Raw genomic sequence first — 20,032 nt, 5'->3', positions numbered from 1 at the left:
GAGAACTGAGCGCGACATGGAGAGAATTACTGTAACGCTTGGGGAGCGCAGCTACCCGATTACCATTGCCGCCGGATTGTTTAACGATCCGGCTTCTTTTATGCCGTTAAAGGCGGGTGAGCAAGCGATGTTGGTCACCAACCAGACCCTGGCGCCGCTCTATCTCGAGCGTGTCCGGCAGGTGCTGGAGCAGAGCGGCGTCGTGGTGGATCAGGTGATTCTTCCCGATGGTGAGCAGTACAAATCTCTGGCGGTGTTGGAGCAGGTGTTTTCGGCGCTGCTCGAAAAACCGCACGGTCGCGATACCACGCTGATCGCCCTCGGTGGCGGCGTTGTCGGCGATCTGACCGGTTTTGCCGCCGCGTGTTACCAACGCGGCGTGCGCTTCATTCAGGTTCCCACCACGCTGTTGTCGCAGGTGGACTCCTCCGTAGGCGGCAAGACCGCCGTCAACCACCCGCTCGGCAAAAACATGATCGGCGCTTTCTATCAACCCGCTTCGGTGGTGGTTGATCTGGATTGCCTGAAAACGTTGCCGATGCGTGAACTCTCTTCCGGCCTGGCCGAAGTCATCAAATACGGGATCATCCTCGATCGCGAGTTCTTCGTCTGGTTGGAAAATAACATCGATGCGCTGATGGCGTTGGATATGCAGGCGTTGGCCTACTGTATCCGCCGCTGCTGCGAACTGAAGGCCGAGGTGGTGGCCGCCGACGAACGCGAAAGCGGTCTGCGCGCCCTGCTGAATCTGGGCCATACTTACGGTCATGCTATCGAAGCCGAGATGGGCTACGGCGTGTGGCTGCACGGTGAAGCGGTGGCTGCAGGCATGGTGATGGCGGCGGAAACCGCGCACCGTCTCGGCCAGTTCTCTGTTGAAGACATCGAACGTATCAAAGCGCTGCTGCTGCGCGCCGGCTTGCCGGTCTGCGGGCCGCAGGAAATGACGCCGGAATCCTATCTGCCGCACATGTTGCGTGACAAGAAAGTGCTGGCGGGTGAACTGCGTCTGGTGCTGCCGACCATGATCGGTGCGGCGGAAGTGCGCGGCGGCGTAGGGCATGAGCTGGTGCTGGCGTCGATCGCCGCCTGCTTGCCTGAGCAGCAGTGTAATTAAATCGGACTAAGTAACAGTGGCTTAGCCGCCATTTGCATCTATATTAATACAGTGAGCAGAGCACGACGGGTGTCGCTTTGCCATCATCGGGTTAATCTGCCCGTGCCACGGTAGGTCTACGGTGGTGGGCTTTTGCCTCTAGTTGGAGGGTTTCAGATGGACGAGTTTAAACCGGAAGACGATCTCAGACCTGATAGCAGCGATCGTCGTCCTACGCGTTCGCGCAAGCCGGCCGCCGCGCCGCGCTTCGCCGTTTCGCGCCAGCATTTGATGATTGGCATCGGCATTTTGGTGCTGTTGCTGCTGATTATCGGCATCGGTTCCGCCCTGAAGGCGCCAACCAAACATGAAGCGGCTCAGGAGAGCGGCGCGCAAAACGGCGCGGCCCGCGATATCAACCTGTCCGGTTCTTCGTCGCTGACCACCGCCAATAACGGCGTGCCGGGCGGCACGACGGATACCCACGATAACAACGGCGTGAGCGCGACTCAGCCGCAGCAACCGCAGAACGTCAGCGTTCCGCCGATCTCCGGCACACCGACCGAAGCGCAAACGCAGCCTCAGCAGGGCGGCGCGCAGCAGCGCGTCGATTTGCCGGGCAACATGGCGGATGCGCTGTCGCAGCAGCAGGGGCAGGTGGATGCCGCGACTCAAGGCATGACCGGCGCAGCGTCGACGCTGCCGACCGCACCGGCGACGGTGATGAGCGGCGCCGCGGCGCGCGAAGCGACGCGTCCTGTGCAGGGCACCGCACCGCAACAGCATAAAACGCCGGCGAAAACCGCCGCCACCAAACCGACCGCGACGCAGCATAAATCACCGACCACGGTGTATACGCCGCCGGCCAAGCCGTCTTCCACCGCGAAAGCGGGAGCGGTCGCCAGCAGCGGCAGTTCACTGCAGTCTGCGCCGGGCAGCCACTATACCTTGCAGCTGAGCAGCGCTTCGCGTTCCGACACGCTGAACGCCTACGCCAAACAGCAGAAGCTGCAGAACTACCTGGTGTACGCCACCAAGCGTGACGGCAAACCGTGGTACGTGCTGGTGAGCGGCAACTATGCGTCTTCTGCGGAAGCGAAGCGCGCCATTGCTTCGTTGCCGGCGGATGTGCAGGCGAAAAAACCGTGGGTCCGACCTGTACACCAAGTGCAGCAAGATCTTAAAAAATAAATCATTTAAATTTGTGCGCTGATGTGCTGTCTGAAACAGAGTACAATCCGCCGCTCTGAATTGTATAAGTAGCTAATTGACGGCATGAAGAAAAACCGCGCTTTTTTAAAATGGGCTGGTGGAAAATACCCGCTGGTAGATGAGATTCGTCGCCATCTGCCGGCGGGAGACTGCTTAATCGAGCCCTTCGTGGGTGCGGGATCCGTCTTTCTGAATACGGATTACGACGCCTACATTCTCGCCGACATCAATAGCGATCTTATCAACCTGTATAACATCGTTAAGCTGCGCACGGATGACTTCGTGCGCGATGCCCGCACGCTTTTCGCCGATGAATTCAATAACTCGGATCAGTTTTACCTGCTGCGAGAAGAGTTCAATACTAGCACCGAGCCTTACCGCCGGGCGCTGCTGTTCCTGTACCTGAACCGTCACTGCTATAACGGCCTGTGTCGCTATAACCTGCGCGGCGAGTTCAACGTGCCGTTTGGCCGGTACAAGAAACCGTACTTCCCGGAAGAAGAGCTCTACTGGTTTGCCGAAAAATCGCGCAATGCCACTTTTGTCTGCGAGCATTACCGCGATACCATGGCGAAGGCCGTGGCCGGTGCCGTGGTGTATTGCGATCCGCCTTATGCGCCGCTGTCGGCGACGGCGAATTTCACCGCTTACCACACCAACAGCTTCAGCATCGCCGATCAGCAGAGCCTGGCGCAACTGGCGCACCAGCTCTCGGTAGAGAGCCAGGTACCGGTATTGATCTCCAATCACGATACCGAGCTGACGCGCGACTGGTACCAGAATGCTGCGCTGTATGTGGTGAAAGCGCGCCGCACAATCAGCCGCAACATTCTCGGCCGCAGCAAAGTGAACGAGCTTTTGGCGCTGTATCGCTAAGCCGGGGCACCCCGGCGCATAACAACTCGACCCTACGTTTGGAGAAGCGGATGAAAAAGTTTTTGATTGCCCCGTCCATTCTGTCGGCAGATTTTGCCCGGTTAGGTGAAGATACCGCTAACGTGCTGGCTGCAGGCGGCGACGTGGTGCACTTCGACGTGATGGATAACCACTACGTGCCCAATCTGACCATCGGTCCGATGGTGTGCGAAGCGCTGCGCAACTACGGCATTACTGCGCCGATTGACGTGCACCTGATGGTCAAGCCGGTGGACCGCATCGTGCCTGATTTCGCCAAGGCAGGCGCGTCTTATATCTCTTTCCACCCTGAAGCTTCCGAGCATGTCGATCGCACCATTCAGCTAATTAAAGAGCACGGCTGTAAAGCCGGCCTGGTGTTCAACCCGGCGACGCCGCTGAGCTACCTCGATTACGTGATGGATAAAATCGACGTGATCCTGCTGATGTCGGTCAACCCGGGCTTCGGCGGCCAATCGTTCATCCACGGTACTCTGGACAAGCTGCGCCAGGTGCGCAAATTGATCGACGACAGTGGTCGAGATATCCGCCTGGAAGTCGACGGCGGTGTGAAGGTGGATAACATCGCTGAAATCGCCGCCGCTGGCGCCGATATGTTCGTCGCCGGTTCCGCCATCTTTGGCCAGCCGGACTACCGCAAGGTGATCGACGAGATGCGCAGCGAGCTGGCGAAGGTTACCCATGGCTGATTTCGGCGCGATCCGCGCATTGGCCTTCGATTTGGACGGCACGCTGGTCGACAGCGCGCCGGGTCTGGCGGCGGCCATCGATATGGCGCTGGAAGAGACGGGCCTGCCGCAAGCGGGTGAGGAACGGGTCGGCACCTGGATCGGCAACGGCGCCGACGTGCTGGTGCAACGCGCGCTGCGCTGGGCTGAAGCGGAAGGCACGCCGGCGCAGTGCAGCCGGCTGCGTGAGCGTTTCGACCATTTCTACGCGCAGACCGTTGACAGCGGCAGCCGCCTGTTCCCGCAGGTGCAAGAGACGCTGGTCCGCCTGGCCGCACACGGTTACCCGATGGCGCTGGTGACTAACAAGCCGACGCCGTTCGTGGCGCCGCTGCTGGCATCGTTGGGCATTGGCGATTATTTCTCGCTGGTGATCGGCGGCGACGACGTGACGGAAAAGAAACCGCACCCGGCACCGCTGTACCTGGTGCTCGGCAAGCTTGGGCTGCGTGCGCATGAACTGCTGTTCGTTGGCGACTCGCGCAACGATATTCAAGCCGCACAGGGCGCCGGTTGCCCGAGCGTCGGCTTTACCTACGGTTATAACTACGGTGAATCGATCGCCCTGAGCCACCCCGATCGGGTGTTGGAGCGCTTCGCCGATTTGTTGCCCGCTCTTGGGCTGTCATCTTTAGAGAATCAGGAAATTTAAACATGAGTAAGCCCATCGTATTTAGCGGCGCGCAGCCGTCCGGCGAACTGACCATCGGCAACTACATGGGTGCGCTGCGTCAGTGGGTGCAGATGCAGGACGACTACGACTGCATCTACTGCATCGTCGATCTGCATGCCATCACCGTTCGCCAGGACGCCGAGAAGCTGCGCAAGGCCACGCTGGATACGCTGGCGCTGTACCTGGCCTGCGGTATCGATCCGGAAAAAAGCACCATCTTCGTGCAGTCGCACGTGCCTGAGCACACGCAGCTGAGCTGGGTGCTGAACTGCTACACCTATTTCGGTGAACTGAGCCGCATGACGCAGTTCAAGGACAAATCCGCGCGCTACGCCGAGAACATCAACGCTGGGTTGTTCAGCTATCCGGTGCTGATGGCGGCGGATATTCTGCTGTATCAAACCAACCAGGTGCCGGTGGGCGAAGACCAGAAACAACACCTGGAGCTGAGCCGCGACGTGGGCCAGCGTTTCAACGCGCTGTACGGCGACGTGTTCAAAGTGCCGGAGCCGTTTATTCCTAAATCCGGCGCGCGCGTGATGTCGCTGCAGGAACCGACCAAGAAGATGTCCAAGTCGGACGACAACCGCAACAACGTGATCGGCCTGCTGGAAGATCCGAAAGCGGTGACCAAGAAGATCAAACGCGCAATGACCGACTCGGAAGAGCCGCCTGTCGTGCGTTACGACGTGGTTAACAAAGCGGGCGTCTCCAACCTGCTGGATATCCTCGCCGGTGTGACCGGCAAGAGCATTGCTCAGTTGGAAGCCGAGTTCGAAGGCCAGATGTACGGCCACCTGAAAGGCGCGGTGGCGGAAGCCGTCTCCGGCATGCTGGGTGAGCTGCAGGAGCGCTACCATCGCTTCCGCAACGATGAAGCCTACCTGCAGCAGGTGATGCGCGACGGCGCCGCCAAAGCCCGCGCACGCGCGCAGGAAACCCTGGCGAAGGTCTATCAGGCTGTCGGTTTCGTACCGCCGCAGGCATAACGCCGGCGCAAATAGAAAAAGCGGCCACAGGCCGCTTTTTTTACGTCGGTCTTACGCCATTTGCGCCAGGCTGGCAGGCGATTCTTCGCTGGCGAACCAATTGAGCTTGCTGCGCAGACTGACCACGCTGCCGACGATGATCAGGCTGGGGCTGGTGGCCTGAAGGGACAAGGCGCCCAGTTGGCGGAGCTCCCCTTCGATCACCCGTTGGCGGCAAGAGGTGCCGTTTTCCACCAGTGCCACCGGCGTGGCGGCTGGCAACCCGTTAGCGATCAGCTGGCGCTGGATTTCAGCCGCTTGCGACAGCCCCATATAGAACACCAGCGTCTGTTGCCCGGCGGCCAGCGTCACCCAGTCCAATCCGCCGTCGGCCTTGGCGTGGCCGGTCACCAGGCGCACGCTCTGCGCATGGTCGCGGTGGGTAAGCGGGATACCGCTGTAGGCGGAACAGCCGGAGGCGGCGGTAATGCCCGGCACCACCGAGAACGGCACGTTGGCGTCCGCCAGCGTTTCCAGCTCTTCGCCGCCGCGGCCGAAGATAAAGGGATCGCCCCCTTTCAGGCGCACCACGCGTTTGCCTTGCTGCGCCTGCTGCAGCAGGATTTGATTGATCTGCTCCTGCGGCACGCAGTGGTGGCCGGCGCATTTGCCGACGAAGATACGCTCGGCGTCGCGGCGCACCAGCGTCATGATCTCTTCGGAGACCAGCCGGTCGTAAACCACCACGTCGGCCTGCTGGATTTGTTGCAGCCCTTTCAGCGTAAGCAGGCCGGCATCGCCCGGCCCGGCGCCCACCAGAACCACTTCACCGCGATCTGCCGGCTGTTCGCTGAACAGCTGCTCGAGCTGGCGTTCAGCCAGCGCGGCGTCGTCGTTGGCCAGCGACTGCGCCAGCCGATCGTGAGCGAACAACCGTTCCCAGAAGCGCCGACGCGCGCCGAGGCTGCTGAAGCGTTGTTTTACCCGCTGCCGCAGCGAGCCGCCCAGTTGGGCCAGCTTGCCGAGGTGCTGTGGCAGCATCGCTTCCAGCTTCTCGCGCAGCAGCCGCGCCAACACCGGTGCTTTGCCGCCGGAGGACACCGCGACCATGATCGGCGAACGGTCGATAATCGACGGCATGATAAAGCTGGCGCGTTTCGGATCGTCCACCACGTTGCAGAACACCCGCTGCTGGTTGGCGCACTGATACACCCGTGCGTTGACCTCTAGCCGGTCGGTAGCGGCGATCACCAGCCATTTTTCCACCAGCAGGGCCGGGCTGAATTCGCCTTCGGCCAGCGTCAGCAGGCCTTCTGCCGCCCACTGGCGGAACTGCGGGGTGAAGTCTACGGCGTTGACGGTCAGCGCCGCACCGGCGTCCAGCAGCAGGCGCGCCTTGCGTTCGGCGATCTCGCCGCCGCCGACCAGCAGGCAGGCTTTGTGTTGCAGTTGGCAGAAAATCGGCAGGTAGTCCATCGGCACTCCTCGGGGGTAATCAGTGTGGGGGCGAAATGCGCCCCCGAAAACTCAGGCGGTCTGACGTACGGCGGCTTTCGCCGCCTGCGGGCGTTCGGCGCGCGGCGTGGCGTACCAATACCCCAGACCCATTAGCACCGAGCCGGACAGGATGTTGCCCAGCGTCACCCACAGCAGGTTGTGGCCGATGCCGGCGAGGGTGTAGGCCTCGCTGTGGTTGCCGAACCAGGAGAGGGCAAACAGCGTCATGTTGGCGACGGAGTGTTCGTAACCCGAGGCGATAAAGGCCAGCAGACACCACCAAATGGCGATGAACTTGGCGGCGCCTTCTACGCGGATCGCCATCCAGATCGCCAGGCAAACCAGCCAGTTGCACAGCACGCCCTTGAAGAACAGCACCTCGGCCGGCGCGGTGGTTTTTGCCAATGCGGCGCTGTGCACCAGACTGGTATCCACTGGCAGCAGGCTACCGCCGCCGTAGTAATACATCAGCGCCACCAGCACCGAGCCGAGCAGGTTGCCGAACCAGGTTTGCGGCAGCACTGCCCACATCTGGCTTTGGCGGATGGTGCCGGCCTTGACGCCGAGCGTCAGGAACATCGTATGGCCGGTGAACAGTTCGGAACCGGCGATGATCACCAGCGTCAGCGCGATGCCGAAGGTGGCGCCCATCACCAGCGGCCGCACGCTTGGGTCGGCCAGGTTGCCGAGGGTGAAGATCAGGATGATGCCGAGGCCGACGTAGGCGCCCGCCATCGCCGAGCTGATCCAGAAGCCGAGCGGGCTCTCCTTCGCCAGGCGGACGATGCGCGCCGCGTTGGCGGCGCATTTGTTGATCGTGTCGGTAAACATGTTGCCTCCCGAAAGGTTATGCCGCGACTTGCACGATGCCGTCGACCACCCGGCTGGTGAAGCTGGCGACGGAACGGCTGTCATCTTCCAGACAGTGACCGTCGTACAGGCGGAAATGCTGTTTCTTCAGCGGGCTGGCGACCCACAGTTCGCCCTGATGCTCGGCGATCAGCCCGCGTGACAGCACGCTGGCCTGGGCGAACGGGTCGATATTGCTGATGGCGAACACCTGTTCGTCGGCATAGGGGCGGAACACCGCCACCTGCCGATCGCCGATCAGGGCACATACGCCGGTGCCGGGCAGAATGTCGGCGACGGGACAAACGGTAATCCACTGGCTCATGCTTGGCTCTCCTCGGTATCGATCAGGGTGACGGGAATGCGCTCGTCAGGGCGCGCCGGGCGGTGCTGGTCGCGTTCGGCCACCACCTGCACGTTCGGATCGCGCAGCGGGCTGTTGATGAAGTGAGCGAAGCGAAGCTGCGTTTCCGGATGCTCGACGGTCTCTTTCCACTCGCAGACCACCGCGTCGCGCAGGCGGGCGATCTCCGCTTCCAACTGCTCGTTGATGCCGAGCTTATCGTCGACGATCACCTTGCGCAGGTAATCGATGCCGCCTTCCAGGCTCTCCAGCCACACCGAGGTGCGCTGCAGCTTATCGGCGGTGCGGATATAGAACATCATGAAGCGGTCGAGGTAGCGCACCAGGGTCTCGCGATCGAGATCGGCGGCCAGCAGGTCGGCGTGGCGCGGTTTCATGCCGCCGTTGCCGCAGACGTACAGGTTCCAGCCGTTCTCGGTGGCGATGATGCCGACGTCCTTGCCCTGCGCCTCGGCGCATTCGCGGGTGCAGCCCGAGACGCCGAACTTCATTTTGTGCGGGGTGCGGATGCCTTTGTAGCGATGTTCCAGCGTGACGCCGAAGCCGACGCTGTCGCCGACGCCGTAGCGGCACCAGGTGCTGCCGACGCAGGTTTTCGCCATGCGTAGCGCCTTGGCGTACGCGTGGCCGGTTTCAAAGCCGGCGGCGAGCAGCTTGCTCCAGATGGCCGGCAGATCGTCTTTCTGCGCCCCGAACATGCCGATACGCTGCGAGCCGGTCATTTTGGTGTAGAGGTTGTACTCCTTGGCGATCTGGCCGATGGCCAGCAGGCCATCCGGGGTGATTTCGCCGCCGGCGGAGCGCGGGATCACCGAGTAGGTGCCGTCTTTTTGGATATTGCCGAGGAAGTTGTCGTTGGTATCCTGCAGCGGCGTATGCTGCGGCTTGAGGATGTACTCGTTCCAGCATGAGGCCAGCAGCGAGCCGACGGTCGGTTTACACACTTCGCAGCCGTAGCCTTTGCCGTATTTGGCCAGCAATGCCTCGAACGACTTGATGCCTTCGACGCGGATCAGGTGGAACAGCTCCTGGCGTGAATAGGCGAAGTGTTCGCACAGGTGGTGGTTGACCTCGATGCCTTGCTTGCTCAGCTCGGCGTTCAGTACCTGGGTGAGCAGCGGGATGCAGCCGCCGCAGCCGGTGCCGGCCTTGGTTTCGGCCTTCAGCGCCGCCACGGTGTGGCAGCCTTTGTTGACCGCCTGGATGATGTCACCTTTGCTGACGTCGAAGCAGGAGCAGATCTGCGCGCTTTCCGGCAGCGAATCTACGCCGATGGCCGGTTTGCTGCCCGCATGGGCCGGCAGGATCAGGCCGTCCGGGTTTTCCGGCAGCTCGATGCCGTTCAACGCCAGCTGCAGCAGGTTGCCATAATCGCTGGTGTCGCCTACCAGCACCGCGCCGAGCAGGGTTTTATTGTCGGCGCTGACCACGATACGTTTGTAGACTTCTTTGCTTTCATCCAGATAAACGTAGCTGCGGGCGCCTTCGGTGCGGCCATGGGCATCGCCGATGCCGCCGACGTCCACGCCCAGCAGCTTCAGCTTGGCGCTCATGTCGGCGCCCTGGAAGCCGTTTTCGCGGTCCAGCAGGTGATCGGCGGCCACCTGCGCCATTTTGTACCCCGGTGCCACCAGGCCAAAGGTGCGATCGCGCCAGGCGGCGCACTCACCGATGGCGTACACGTCCGGATCAGACGTTTGGCAGCTGTCGTTGATGGCGATGCCGCCGCGGCGGCCAACCTCCAGCCCGCACTGACGCGCCAGCTTGTCCTGGGCGCGGATGCCGGTGGAGAACACGATGAAGTCCACTTCCAGCAGGCTACCGTCGGCGAAATGCATGGTTTTGCGCGCCGTGCCGCCGCCGTTGACGATCTCCTGGGTATTTTTGCCGGTGTGAACCTTGACGCCCATGCGCTCGATCTTGCGGCGCAGCTGGTCACCGCCCATCGGGTCGAGCTGTTCGGCCATCAGTACCGGAGCGAACTCGATCACGTGCGTTTCCACCCCCAGGCTTTTCAGCGCGCCGGCGGCTTCCAGCCCTAACAGCCCGCCGCCGACTACCGCACCGCGTTTGCTGCGGCGCGCGCAGGCTTCGATGGCGTTCAGGTCTTCGATGGTGCGGTAAACGAAGCAGTCCTGGCTATCCGAGCCCTTAATCGGCGGGATCCACGGATAGGAACCGGTGGCCATGATTAGCTTGTCGTAATAGACGGTGCGGCCGGTGTTGGAGTGGATCACTTTCTCGTCACGATTGATGGTGATAGCGCGTTCGCCGACCAGTACCTTTACGCCGTGTTTTTCGTAAAAGCCTTCGCGCACCAGCGACAGCTCTTCGGCGGTGTGGTGAGAGAAGTAGGAAGAGAGGTGCACGCGATCGTAAGCGATACGCGGCTCTTCGCAAAATACGGTGATTTCGAACTGGTCTTTGTCTGCTTTATCCAACAGATCTTCGATGAACCGGTGGCCGACCATGCCATTGCCGACGACGGCAAGTTTGACTCTGCTCATTATTGCCTCAAAATTCTGGTTTCCTAGGGTTACCTTATCCCTCCCGATGAGCAATTTATTGATGCAAATCAATCACACTCCCATATACCTCCAATGTGGTATATAAATGATTTTTCACGTTTTTTGATAAGTTGCGGATTTTATTCATCTTTAGCTGAAGCGAGTCAGTTTGCAGGTAAATTACCCCGCAGGGAGTAAACGCAAGGGGTAGGCATGGCACGGCGACTTTGTCAGCGCGATCCGCTGCCAGTATGATGAAGAAAACCAGCGCAACGGCAGAGGTGAAGGGTGGCGAAACGTCCATTGAAGTTTATCGACAACCTGCGTTTAAGCGGGCATGAAGGATTGTGGCAACTGGCAATCGAGCAGGGGCGCATCGCGCATCTGGTGCCACAGCCGGAAGGACAGGAGTGGCGCAGCGACGTGCTGGATGCGCAGGGCGGGTTGGCGTTGCCGGCGTTCGTCGAACCGCATATCCACCTGGATACCACGCAGACCGCCGGTCAGCCGGCCTGGAACCAGTCCGGCACGCTGTTCGAGGGCATTGAGCGCTGGGCTGAACGCAAAGCGCTGCTGACTCATGAAGACGTCAAACAGCGCGCCTGGCAAACGCTTAAGTGGCAGATCGCCAACGGCGTGCAGTATGTGCGCACCCACGTCGACGTTTCCGATCCCACGCTGACCGCGCTGCGCGCCATGCTGGAGGTGAAGCAGGAAGTGGCGCCTTGGGTGACGCTGCAGATTGTCGCCTTCCCGCAGGAGGGGATCCTTTCCTACCCCAACGGCGAAGCGTTGCTTGAAGAAGCGTTGCGGCTTGGGGCCGACGTGGTGGGTGCCATTCCGCACTTCGAATTCACCCGCGAGTACGGCGTGGAGTCGCTGCATAAGGCGTTCGCGCTGGCGCAAAAATACGATCGGCTGGTGGACGTGCACTGCGATGAAATCGACGACGAGCAATCGCGCTTCGTCGAGACCGTGGCGGCGCTGGCACTGAAGCTGGAGATGGGAGCGAAAGTCACCGCCAGCCACACCACGGCGATGCACTCTTACAACGGCGCTTACGCCTCGCGGCTGTTCCGTCTGTTGAAGATGTCCGGCATCAACTTCGTCGCCAATCCGCTGGTGAACATTCACCTGCAGGGCCGTTTCGACAGTTACCCGAAACGGCGCGGCGTGACCCGAGTGAAGGAGATGCTGGAGGCGGAGATCAACGTCTGTTTCGGCCATGACGACGTGTTCGATCCTTGGTACCCGCTCGGCACCGCCAACATGCTGCAGGTGCTGCACATGGGGCTGCACGTGTGCCAGCTGATGGGCTATGGCCAAATCGACGACGGACTGAAGCTGATCACCCACCATAGCGCGCGCACGCTTAACCTGAGCGACTACGGCCTGGCGGCCGGCAACAGCGCCAACCTGGTGATCCTGCCGGCGGAAAGCGGCTTCGACGCGGTGCGTCGCCAGACGCCGGTGCGTTATTCGATTCGCCAGGGTGCGGTGATCGCCGAAACGCGGCCGGCGGAAACCACGCTGCATTTGCAGCAGGAGGAGACGGTGGATTTTCGGCGCTAAGGCGCAAAAAAAGGGCGCCTTGCGGGCGCCCTTGATGTATTTGATGCGAAGAAATCAGTGCGTCACGTGACCGTGGCTACGGTGCTTGGTCACGAAGCCCAGCAGCAGACACATCACGAACACCGCCAGATACAGGCCGTTAGCGGTGGTCAGCGCCGCATGTGCGCCGCCTTTCGCCACGATCGGGCCGGTGACCACGAAGGTCAGCATGGTGCCGATGGTACCGCAGGTCAGGATAAAGTTGACCAGCTTCGGCGAGGAGACCTTGGTCTGCAGCGAGCCGAGGGTGATCAGCGTGGTGTAGATGGCGCTGGAAACGAAGCCCAGGGCCATGATGTAGTAGCCCAGGTGCTCCGGATTGTCGGTGCTGACGAACAGGTACATCGCGCCGGTGGCCAGCGCGGCCAGCACGGTGACGATGCGCTGCAGATCGAAGAAGCGCAGGATGAAGCTGAACACCCACATGCCGACCATGTATGAGGTCCAGAAGTCGCTCACCAGCTTACCGGCCTGGCCGATGTCCATGTTGAACGACTTGGTGGCGTACTCAGGCACCCACTGAATGAAGCCCAACTGGCCGAGGATGTAGCACAGCGCGGCGATCGACAGGAACAGCACGCCGATGCCCCATTTTTCTTTCTCGACTGGTTGACCGGCATCGGCGCCTTTCTTGCCCAGCACCGGGAAGTCGGAGCACAGGGTCAGCACGAAGATCCCCACGTACAGCAGGCCGATGCAGGCATAAACCCAGTACCAGCCGATATGGCGGGCCAGCAGCATCGCGGCGACGATCGGGAAGATCATCCCGGCCATGCTGAAGAAGGAATCGGTGAACAACAGGCGCGAACCGCGCTGGCGGCCGGCATACATGTGGGTGATCAGGAAGGTGCCGATCGACATGGTGATGCCGCTCACCACGCCGAGGATAAACATGCACAGCGAGAACATGGTCAGGCTCTTGCCGAGCATCAGCCCTGCGACCGCCAGCACCATCAGGACAAAGCCGAAGATCAACTGACGCTTCAGCGGGATGATTTCCATCAGCCAGGCATTGAGGAAGATCGAAATCAAAATACCGGCGTTGAGGAAAGTAAAGGTGTTACTCATGCTGGAAACCGGCAGATTAAAGTATTCTGCAATGTTTCCCATCACCATCCCTGTGACGATCACTAAAGCACCGGTCAGCGCGTACGAAAAGAAGCTGATCCAGGTAAGCCGTATGCGGTTACTGTCATTCATTGTATAGGCCTGAATATGTCTGTTAGAGGTTTTAAAGCTGGCATAAGGCCGCTGGCTTTTCCTGGCAAACGCAGAAAAAAGTCCCGATCAGGCCACCAGGGGGCGGATCCTAGCACAGACAACGGGATTTTTTGTGATGGCTGTCGATTTTTTGATGCAACCCATGAAGGGATGATACGCATTATTGTGATCTATTTGCGTACCGTCACAATGGAATCACGGTTGATGATCGTCGGCTCAAACCGGTGCGCCGGGGTGGCAGGGTCGATCAGCCTGCGCGCCGCGTATTGGGCCATTTCGCTGATGGGAAAATGTACGCTGCTCAACGCCGGGCGCACGAAAGGTGCGCGTTCGCCGCTGTCGTAACAGATCAAGGAGATATCCTGCGGTACCCGCAGGCGGTGCTCGTTGATCGCCAGCAGCGCGCCGATCGCCATCTCTTCGTTGCAGCAGTAGATGGCGCTGGGCCGTGCGGTTTGCTGCAGCAGATGATCGGCGCAGCGGTAACCGCTTTCCAGATCGTAGACGCCCTCCAGACAGGCTACCGGCTCGATATTCGCCGCCTGCATCGCCTCTTCAAATCCTTGCAGCCGCAGGCGGCTCGACGGGCGCTCACGCGGGCCGCTGATGCAGGCGATGCGCCGGTGCCCGGCGTCGAGTAACTGCTGCGTCGCCATGCGGCTGGCAAGCGGGTGATCGAAGGTGACGCAGCGGTCTTCCAGCCCCGGCACCAGACGATCGAGCAACACGAAATCACGTTGCTCCGCCGCCAGCTGGCGCAGCCGATCGTCGCTGAGAAAACGCACGTGCAGGATCACGCCGTCGCAGCGCAGGCTGAACAGCCGCTGCACCGCCTGCCATTCGTTTTCGGCACTGTTGCGGCCCTGGGTCACCAGCAGCTGCTTGCCGTGGGATTCGGCCTCGGTCTGCACGAAGTCCATCAGCGCGCCGAAGAAGCCACCGCGGTACGACGTCGTGACCAACCCGAGGGTATTGCTGTGGCTGGAGGCGAGTGCACGGGCCGCCGGGTTGGGGGTATAACCGAGCTGGGCGACGGCGCGTTCAACCTTCTCGCGGGTCGGCGCCTTGACGTTGCTGTCGCCGTTCACTACCCGCGATACGGTGGCGCGCGATACGCCCGCCAGTGCCGCGACATCTTCCAGTGTCACCATCGTCCAACTCCTGATTACGGCTAAAAAAATGGGTTCGGCGTGCCGAACCCCTGTCATACCGCGCCGGCGCTTACCTGAACTGCGGCAAGTACGGCGCGTTTATCGTCAACACCTCGTCCAGCAACGGCTGTGCCAGGTTGGCGTTGCCCACCAGCGGGTTGGCGATCAGCGCCAGCAAGCCGCTGCGGCGATCGCCGTGCACTGCCGCCTCGATGGTCAGGCGCTCGTAGGCTTTTACCTGCTGCGTCAGCGCCTGCATCGGTTCCGACAGCGGGCCGAACGTCAGCGGATGCGCGCCCTGGGCATCGACGATACAGTTGATTTCTATCACAGCATCGTCCGGCAGGCCATGGATTGCGCCGCGGTTTGCGGTGTTGACCACTAATTGCGTGCCGAGATTATTATGGATAGCACGGATCAGCTCCAGCGCAACTTCGGAATAGAAAGAACCGCCGCGGAAGCTGAGTTGCTCCGGTTTACTGTTCAACTGCGGATCGGCATACAGCTCGAACAGCTCTTTTTCTACCTGCATCACCTGCTCGGCGCGGGTGCCGCGCTCGCCGGCGGCAGCCATCTCTTCCGCCAGCATCTCGCGGGTCTGGTAAAAATAGCGGTGGTACGGGCAGGGGATGGCGCCGAGCGCGCGCAGGAAGTCCGGCTGCCAGGGCTCTTCCTTGATGTTGTTCATGGTCAGCGCCGCGCCGTCGCACAGCATGTCGATCACGTTGCCGGTGACGTCGCGCCCCTGCTGCGTGACCTGATGCACCCAGACCATGTGATTCAAACCGGCGAACCGCAGCTGCACGTCGGCGTAAGGCGCCTGCAGCATGTTGGCGATCATGTGATGCATGCTGATCGGTACGTTACACAGGCCGATGATCTTCGCTTTGGTAAAGCGGGACACCGCCTCGGTGACGATGCCGGCCGGGTTGGTGAAGTTGATGATCCAGGCGTCCGGCGCCAGCTTTTCCACCCGACGGGCGATATCCAGCATCACCGGAATGGTGCGCAGCGCCTTGGCGAAGCCGCCGACGCCGGTGGTCTCCTGGCCGAGCAGCTGGTATTTCAGGCCCAGCCGTTCATCGGCGGCGCGCGCCGGCAGTTGCCCGACGCGGAACTGGGTCAGCACGAAAGCGGCGCCGTGAATGGCGTCGTCCAGCGCGAAGTGCACGCTGACCTTCACCTGTTCCAGCCCGTGGCGCGCCAGCATACGGCGGGTCAGGGCGGCGATGGTTTCCACTTTTTGGCGGCCTGGCTCGACGTCCACCAGCGCCAGTTCGGTGACCGGCAGCTCATCGATGCGTTGGATCAGCCCATCGACCAGTTCGGGAGTGTAGCTGCTGCCACCGCCAATCACCGCGATTTTGAGCGTGTTCATGAGCGGCCCTCCGTCTGTGACTGACGGCGATAGAGCTCGATCATGTCGTCGGCCAGATCCTGGATGACCATGGCGTTCATCAGATGATCCTGCGCATGCACGGTGATCAGGTTGATCGCCAGCTTGCCGCAGCCTTCGTCCAGGCCGATCAGCTCGGTCTGGATCAGGTGCGCCTTCTTCACCCACTCTTTGGATTCGACCATGTGTTTGGCCGCGGCGGCGAAGTCACCGGCGCGCGCTTGCCGCAACGCCATCAACGCATTACTGCGCGCGCTGCCGGAGAACACCAGCAGTTCCATGATGGTGCTTTCAAACTCGGGGCTGACTTCAGTCATCAATTCACTCACGTCATTTCTCCAGGGGTTGCGCGGCTACGCCGCCGTGGGATACCTCAGTATCCGTTCTTTTTATAATGAGAGCGCTCTCATTTATATAGGGTAACGGCAACGGGTGTGCAAACTGGGAGGTAGATCGCAAAAAACGCCCCGGGGCGGCGCTGGGCAAAAAATGCGTGACGCGGTTGGCAAAAAAGCCTTCTGCGCCCATACTTTCCGCAGCAAAATTCAGGGCCGCCTAGGATATGTCCCGTAATTGGGTAAATATAGGTAAATGGCTGGTACTTGCCGATACAGCTCTTTAGAATCAAAGCGCTTTTCCGTTGTTTGTCTCTCAGAGAAAGGACCCGTTAATGTTCAAACGTACTTTAGTGACCTTCGTCGCGCTGTGTTCCCTGACAGCGATGGCGCCAGCGGCGCTCGCTGCCGGTGAAACCCACGTCATGCTGACCACCTCGGCAGGGAATATCGAGTTGGCGCTCGACAGTCAGAAGGCACCGGTTTCCACCCAGAACTTCGTCGATTACGTGAACAGCGGGTACTACAACAACACCATTTTCCATCGCGTGATCCCGGGCTTTATGGTTCAGGGCGGCGGTTTCACCGCTGACATGCAGCAGAAATCCACCAAGGCGCCAATCAAGAACGAAGCCGACAACGGCTTGCGCAACCTGCGCGGCACCATTTCGATGGCGCGCACCGCCGACAAGGACAGCGCCACCAGCCAGTTCTTCCTGAACGTGGCGGATAACGCCTTCCTGGATCACGGCCAGCGCGATTTCGGCTACGCCGTGTTCGGCAAAGTGGTGAAAGGCATGGACGTCGTGGACAAGATCGCTCAGGTGCCGACCGGTAACGTCGGCCCTTACCAGAATGTGCCGACCAAACCGGTGGTGATTCTGTCGGCCAAGGTGTTGCCGTAAGTTTTTTGGCCGATCCCGCCGGGGTCGGCCGTCCTTCCTCACGAAGCCTTGCCTTCATCACTGTTTTCTCCCGTGCCCCATGCTCTAATCGGCAGACAATAACCAGACCGGAAATCCGGCGTTCGCCCTTTGTTGTCTCTGGATGAGTTGCTGCCATGTATGAATTTAACCAGGTGCTGTTGCTGTTGCAGCAGATGTGCGTCTATCTCGTCATCGCCTATCTGCTGAGCAAAACCCCGCTGTTTATCCCGCTGATGCAGGTGACTATTCGCCTGCCGCACAAGCTGCTGTGCTACGTGATCTTCTCGGTGTTCTGCATCATGGGCACCTATTTTGGGCTGCACATTCAGGATTCGATCGCCAACACCCGCGCGATAGGCGCGGTCCTGGGCGGGCTGCTGGGCGGGCCGTCGGTGGGCTTTCTGGTCGGGCTGACCGGCGGCCTGCACCGGTATACGCTCGGCGGCATGACCGACGTGGCCTGCGCGATTTCCACGGTGTCGGAAGGCCTGGTCGGCGGCATCGTACACAGCATCGCCATGCGCCGCGGGCGCATCGAGCTGCTGTTCAATCCGCTGTTCGTCGGCGGCGTGGCGCTGGTGGCGGAAGTGCTGCAGATGGCGATCATCCTCGCGGTGGCGCGCCCCTACGACGAAGCGTTGCAGCTGGTAGAGCACATCGCGCTGCCGATGATGATCGCCAATACCGTCGGTGCGGCGATGTTCATGCAAATCCTGCTGGATCGGCGCGCGATGTTTGAGAAATACACCAGCGCTTTCTCTTCCAAGGCGCTGAAGATCGCCGAGCGCACCGAGGGCATCCTGCGCCAGGGCTTCGATCAAGAAAACAGCATGAAGGTCGCCCGGGTGATTTATCAGGAGCTGGGTATCGGTGCAGTGGCGATCACCGATCGTGACAAGCTGCTGGCGTTTATCGGCATCGGCGACGATCACCACCTGCCGGGCACGCCGATCGCCTCGGTGCATTCGCATCGCGCCATCGACAACAACGAGGTGGTGTACGCCGACGGCAATCAGCTCTCTTACTGCTGCTCGATCAATCCGGCCTGCAAGCTGGGATCGACGCTGGTGATCCCGCTGCGCGGCGAAAACCAGCGGGTCATCGGCACCATCAAGCTGTACGAACCGAAAAGCCAGCTGTTCAGCACCATCAACCGCACGCTGGGCGAAGGCATCGCCAGCCTGCTGTCGGCGCAGATCATGGCCGGACAGTACGAGCGCCACAAGCAGCTGCTGGCGCAGTCGGAGATCAAGCTGTTGCATGCGCAGGTCAATCCGCATTTCCTGTTCAATGCGTTAAATACGCTGGTGGCGGTGATCCGCCGCGATGGCGAACGCGCCTGCGATCTGGTGCAGTCCCTCTCGACTTTCTTTCGTAAAAACCTCAAACGTTCGGATGATGAAGTCAGCCTGGCGGACGAGATTGAGCATGTGAACGCCTACCTGCAGATTGAGAAAGCGCGCTTCGCCGATCGGCTGGAGATCGCGGTATCGCTGCCGGAGGCGCTGCTGGCGGCGCGGCTGCCGGCGTTTTCGCTGCAGCCGATCGTCGAGAACGCCATCAAGCACGGCACCTCGCATCTGTTGGGTGTGGGCCGCATCGAAATCGGCGCCTGCTGCGAAGGAGAGCATCTGCTGCTGCAGGTGACGGACAATGCCGGGCTGTTCCAGCCGAAGCCGAACTGCAGCGGGCTGGGGATGAACCTGGTGGATAAGCGCATTCGCGTGCGCTACGGCGAAGGCTATGGCGTGCGGGTGGATTGCCGGCCGGACGCCTATACCCGCATTACGCTCAATGTTCCCATGGAGAGGGCCGCCTGATGTTAAACGCACTGATTGTTGACGATGAGCCTTCCGCGCGCGACAACCTGCGCCATCTGCTGGAGGCCGAAGCGGGGATCACGATCATCGGCGAATGCGCCAACGCCATCGAAGCCATCAGCCAGATCCACCGGCTGCAGCCGGACGTGGTGTTTCTCGATATCCAAATGCCGCGCATCAGCGGGCTGGAAATGGTCGGCATGCTGGATCCCAACCGCATGCCGCACATCGTGTTTCTGACCGCCTACGACGAATACGCGGTGCAGGCGTTCGAGGAGCACGCCTTCGACTATCTGCTGAAGCCGGCGGAGCCGAAGCGGCTGAGCAAGACGCTGCAACGCCTGCGGCAGCGCAGTGCGCCGCAGGACGTGACGGCGCTGGATGAGAGCGCCGGCTACCTGAAATACATTCCCTGCACCGGCCACAGCCGCATCTATCTGCTGCGGTTTGACGAGGTGTTGGCGATCCGTTCCAAACTGAGCGGGGTATTCGTGGTGCGCAGCGACGGCATGGAGTGTTTCACCGAATTGACGCTGCGCACGCTGGAAAGCCGTACGCCGCTGGTGCGCTGCCATCGACAGTATTTGGTCAACCTGGAGCAGGTGCGCGAGATCCGCTTCGAAGAAGGCGGCGCGGCGGAGATGATCATGTCCGCCGGCGATCCGGTGCCAGTCAGCCGGCGCTATTTGAAAGCGCTGAAGGAGCAACTGGGGCTGCGGGGGTGATGCAGGTCTTAGGGGGATTCTGAAAAGACAGGCATCAT

18 protein-coding genes are annotated in these 20,032 nt (G+C 60.9%); 10 read left to right on the top strand and 8 right to left on the bottom strand.

Features of this window, described 5'->3' with window-relative positions; genetic code table 11:
• Positions 1-16 precede the first annotated feature (16 nt).
• From aroB to trpS, 6 genes are all read left to right on the top strand, one after another.
• Positions 17-1,117 (top strand): 3-dehydroquinate synthase, encoded by a 1,101-nt coding sequence (aroB, locus tag ACSJLU_RS23185; protein WP_380827123.1) that lies wholly within the window; start codon positions 17-19, stop codon positions 1,115-1,117.
• A 156-nt stretch (positions 1,118-1,273) separates the two neighbouring features.
• Positions 1,274-2,287, top strand: coding sequence for an SPOR domain-containing protein (locus tag ACSJLU_RS23180; protein WP_049206049.1), 1,014 nt, complete (start codon positions 1,274-1,276; stop codon positions 2,285-2,287).
• Between the two features lie 84 nt (positions 2,288-2,371).
• Positions 2,372-3,184 (top strand): adenine-specific DNA-methyltransferase, encoded by an 813-nt coding sequence (dam, locus tag ACSJLU_RS23175; RefSeq protein ID WP_025304536.1) that lies wholly within the window; start codon positions 2,372-2,374, stop codon positions 3,182-3,184.
• A gap of 50 nt (positions 3,185-3,234) precedes the next feature.
• Positions 3,235-3,912, top strand: coding sequence for a ribulose-phosphate 3-epimerase (gene rpe, locus ACSJLU_RS23170; protein WP_004930320.1), 678 nt, complete (start codon positions 3,235-3,237; stop codon positions 3,910-3,912).
• The gene (locus ACSJLU_RS23165; RefSeq protein WP_043138894.1) at positions 3,905-4,603 is read left to right on the top strand and encodes a phosphoglycolate phosphatase; all 699 of its coding nucleotides are present in this window, start codon (positions 3,905-3,907) and stop codon (positions 4,601-4,603) included. The genes rpe and ACSJLU_RS23165 overlap by 8 nt, the downstream gene beginning before the upstream one ends.
• Before the next feature lie 2 nt (positions 4,604-4,605).
• Positions 4,606-5,613 carry a tryptophan--tRNA ligase gene (gene trpS / locus ACSJLU_RS23160; RefSeq protein WP_025304534.1) on the top strand — a complete coding sequence of 336 codons (1,008 nt, stop codon included), beginning with the start codon at positions 4,606-4,608 and terminating at the stop codon, positions 5,611-5,613.
• A 51-nt stretch (positions 5,614-5,664) separates the two neighbouring features.
• Here trpS and cysG read toward each other — a convergent pair whose 3' ends face one another.
• Genes cysG through nirB form a run of 4 tightly spaced genes read right to left on the bottom strand, consistent with a single transcriptional unit; the run spans position 5,665 to position 10,809 of the window.
• Complete coding sequence (gene cysG / locus ACSJLU_RS23155) at positions 5,665-7,068, bottom strand: siroheme synthase CysG (RefSeq protein WP_342095315.1); 1,404 nt, start codon at positions 7,066-7,068, stop codon at positions 5,665-5,667.
• Positions 7,069-7,119: 51 nt separating this feature from the next.
• Positions 7,120-7,920 carry a nitrite transporter NirC gene (nirC, locus tag ACSJLU_RS23150; RefSeq protein WP_043138885.1) on the bottom strand — a complete coding sequence of 267 codons (801 nt, stop codon included), beginning with the start codon at positions 7,918-7,920 and terminating at the stop codon, positions 7,120-7,122.
• Between the two features lie 16 nt (positions 7,921-7,936).
• Positions 7,937-8,263 (bottom strand): nitrite reductase small subunit NirD, encoded by a 327-nt coding sequence (nirD, locus tag ACSJLU_RS23145; protein WP_038878129.1) that lies wholly within the window; start codon positions 8,261-8,263, stop codon positions 7,937-7,939.
• A complete protein-coding gene (gene nirB / locus ACSJLU_RS23140) occupies positions 8,260-10,809 on the bottom strand; it encodes a nitrite reductase large subunit NirB (RefSeq protein WP_380827112.1) in 2,550 nt (849 codons plus the stop codon). The genes nirD and nirB overlap by 4 nt, the downstream gene beginning before the upstream one ends.
• 303 nt (positions 10,810-11,112) lie before the next feature.
• On the opposite strand from nirB, the gene ACSJLU_RS23135 reads away from it, so the two are divergent.
• Entirely contained in the window at positions 11,113-12,381 is a 1,269-nt protein-coding gene (locus tag ACSJLU_RS23135) for a cytosine deaminase (protein WP_038629982.1), read from the top strand.
• Positions 12,382-12,435: 54 nt separating this feature from the next.
• On the opposite strand, the gene tsgA is transcribed toward ACSJLU_RS23135, so the two are convergent.
• From tsgA to ACSJLU_RS23115, 4 genes are all read right to left on the bottom strand, one after another.
• Entirely contained in the window at positions 12,436-13,620 is a 1,185-nt protein-coding gene (tsgA, locus tag ACSJLU_RS23130) for an MFS transporter TsgA (protein WP_025304528.1), read from the bottom strand.
• Between the two features lie 191 nt (positions 13,621-13,811).
• A complete protein-coding gene (locus ACSJLU_RS23125) occupies positions 13,812-14,792 on the bottom strand; it encodes a LacI family DNA-binding transcriptional regulator (protein ID WP_049294942.1) in 981 nt (326 codons plus the stop codon).
• A gap of 70 nt (positions 14,793-14,862) precedes the next feature.
• Positions 14,863-16,170: a 6-phospho-beta-glucosidase gene (locus tag ACSJLU_RS23120; RefSeq protein WP_025304526.1), complete on the bottom strand. Its 1,308-nt coding sequence runs from the start codon at positions 16,168-16,170 to the stop codon at positions 14,863-14,865.
• A complete protein-coding gene (locus ACSJLU_RS23115) occupies positions 16,167-16,505 on the bottom strand; it encodes a PTS lactose/cellobiose transporter subunit IIA (RefSeq protein ID WP_025304525.1) in 339 nt (112 codons plus the stop codon). Before ACSJLU_RS23115 ends, ACSJLU_RS23120 begins: the two co-directional genes overlap by 4 nt.
• Positions 16,506-16,858: 353 nt before the next feature.
• Here ACSJLU_RS23115 and ppiA point away from each other — a divergent pair, with 353 nt between their 5' ends.
• From ppiA to btsR, 3 genes are all read left to right on the top strand, one after another.
• The gene (ppiA, locus tag ACSJLU_RS23110; RefSeq protein WP_025304524.1) at positions 16,859-17,428 is read left to right on the top strand and encodes a peptidylprolyl isomerase A; all 570 of its coding nucleotides are present in this window, start codon (positions 16,859-16,861) and stop codon (positions 17,426-17,428) included.
• A gap of 155 nt (positions 17,429-17,583) precedes the next feature.
• A complete protein-coding gene (locus ACSJLU_RS23105; protein ID WP_043138870.1) occupies positions 17,584-19,269 on the top strand; it encodes a sensor histidine kinase in 1,686 nt (561 codons plus the stop codon).
• The gene (btsR, locus tag ACSJLU_RS23100) at positions 19,269-19,994 is read left to right on the top strand and encodes a two-component system response regulator BtsR (RefSeq protein WP_025304522.1); all 726 of its coding nucleotides are present in this window, start codon (positions 19,269-19,271) and stop codon (positions 19,992-19,994) included. Before ACSJLU_RS23105 ends, btsR begins: the two co-directional genes overlap by 1 nt.
• Positions 19,995-20,032 lie beyond the last annotated feature (38 nt).

The sequence above is a fragment of the Serratia bockelmannii genome (genome assembly GCF_051803255.1).
In the GTDB taxonomy this organism is placed as follows: domain Bacteria; phylum Pseudomonadota; class Gammaproteobacteria; order Enterobacterales; family Enterobacteriaceae; genus Serratia; species Serratia bockelmannii.
This window is presented reverse-complemented; position numbering and strand designations above follow the sequence as displayed.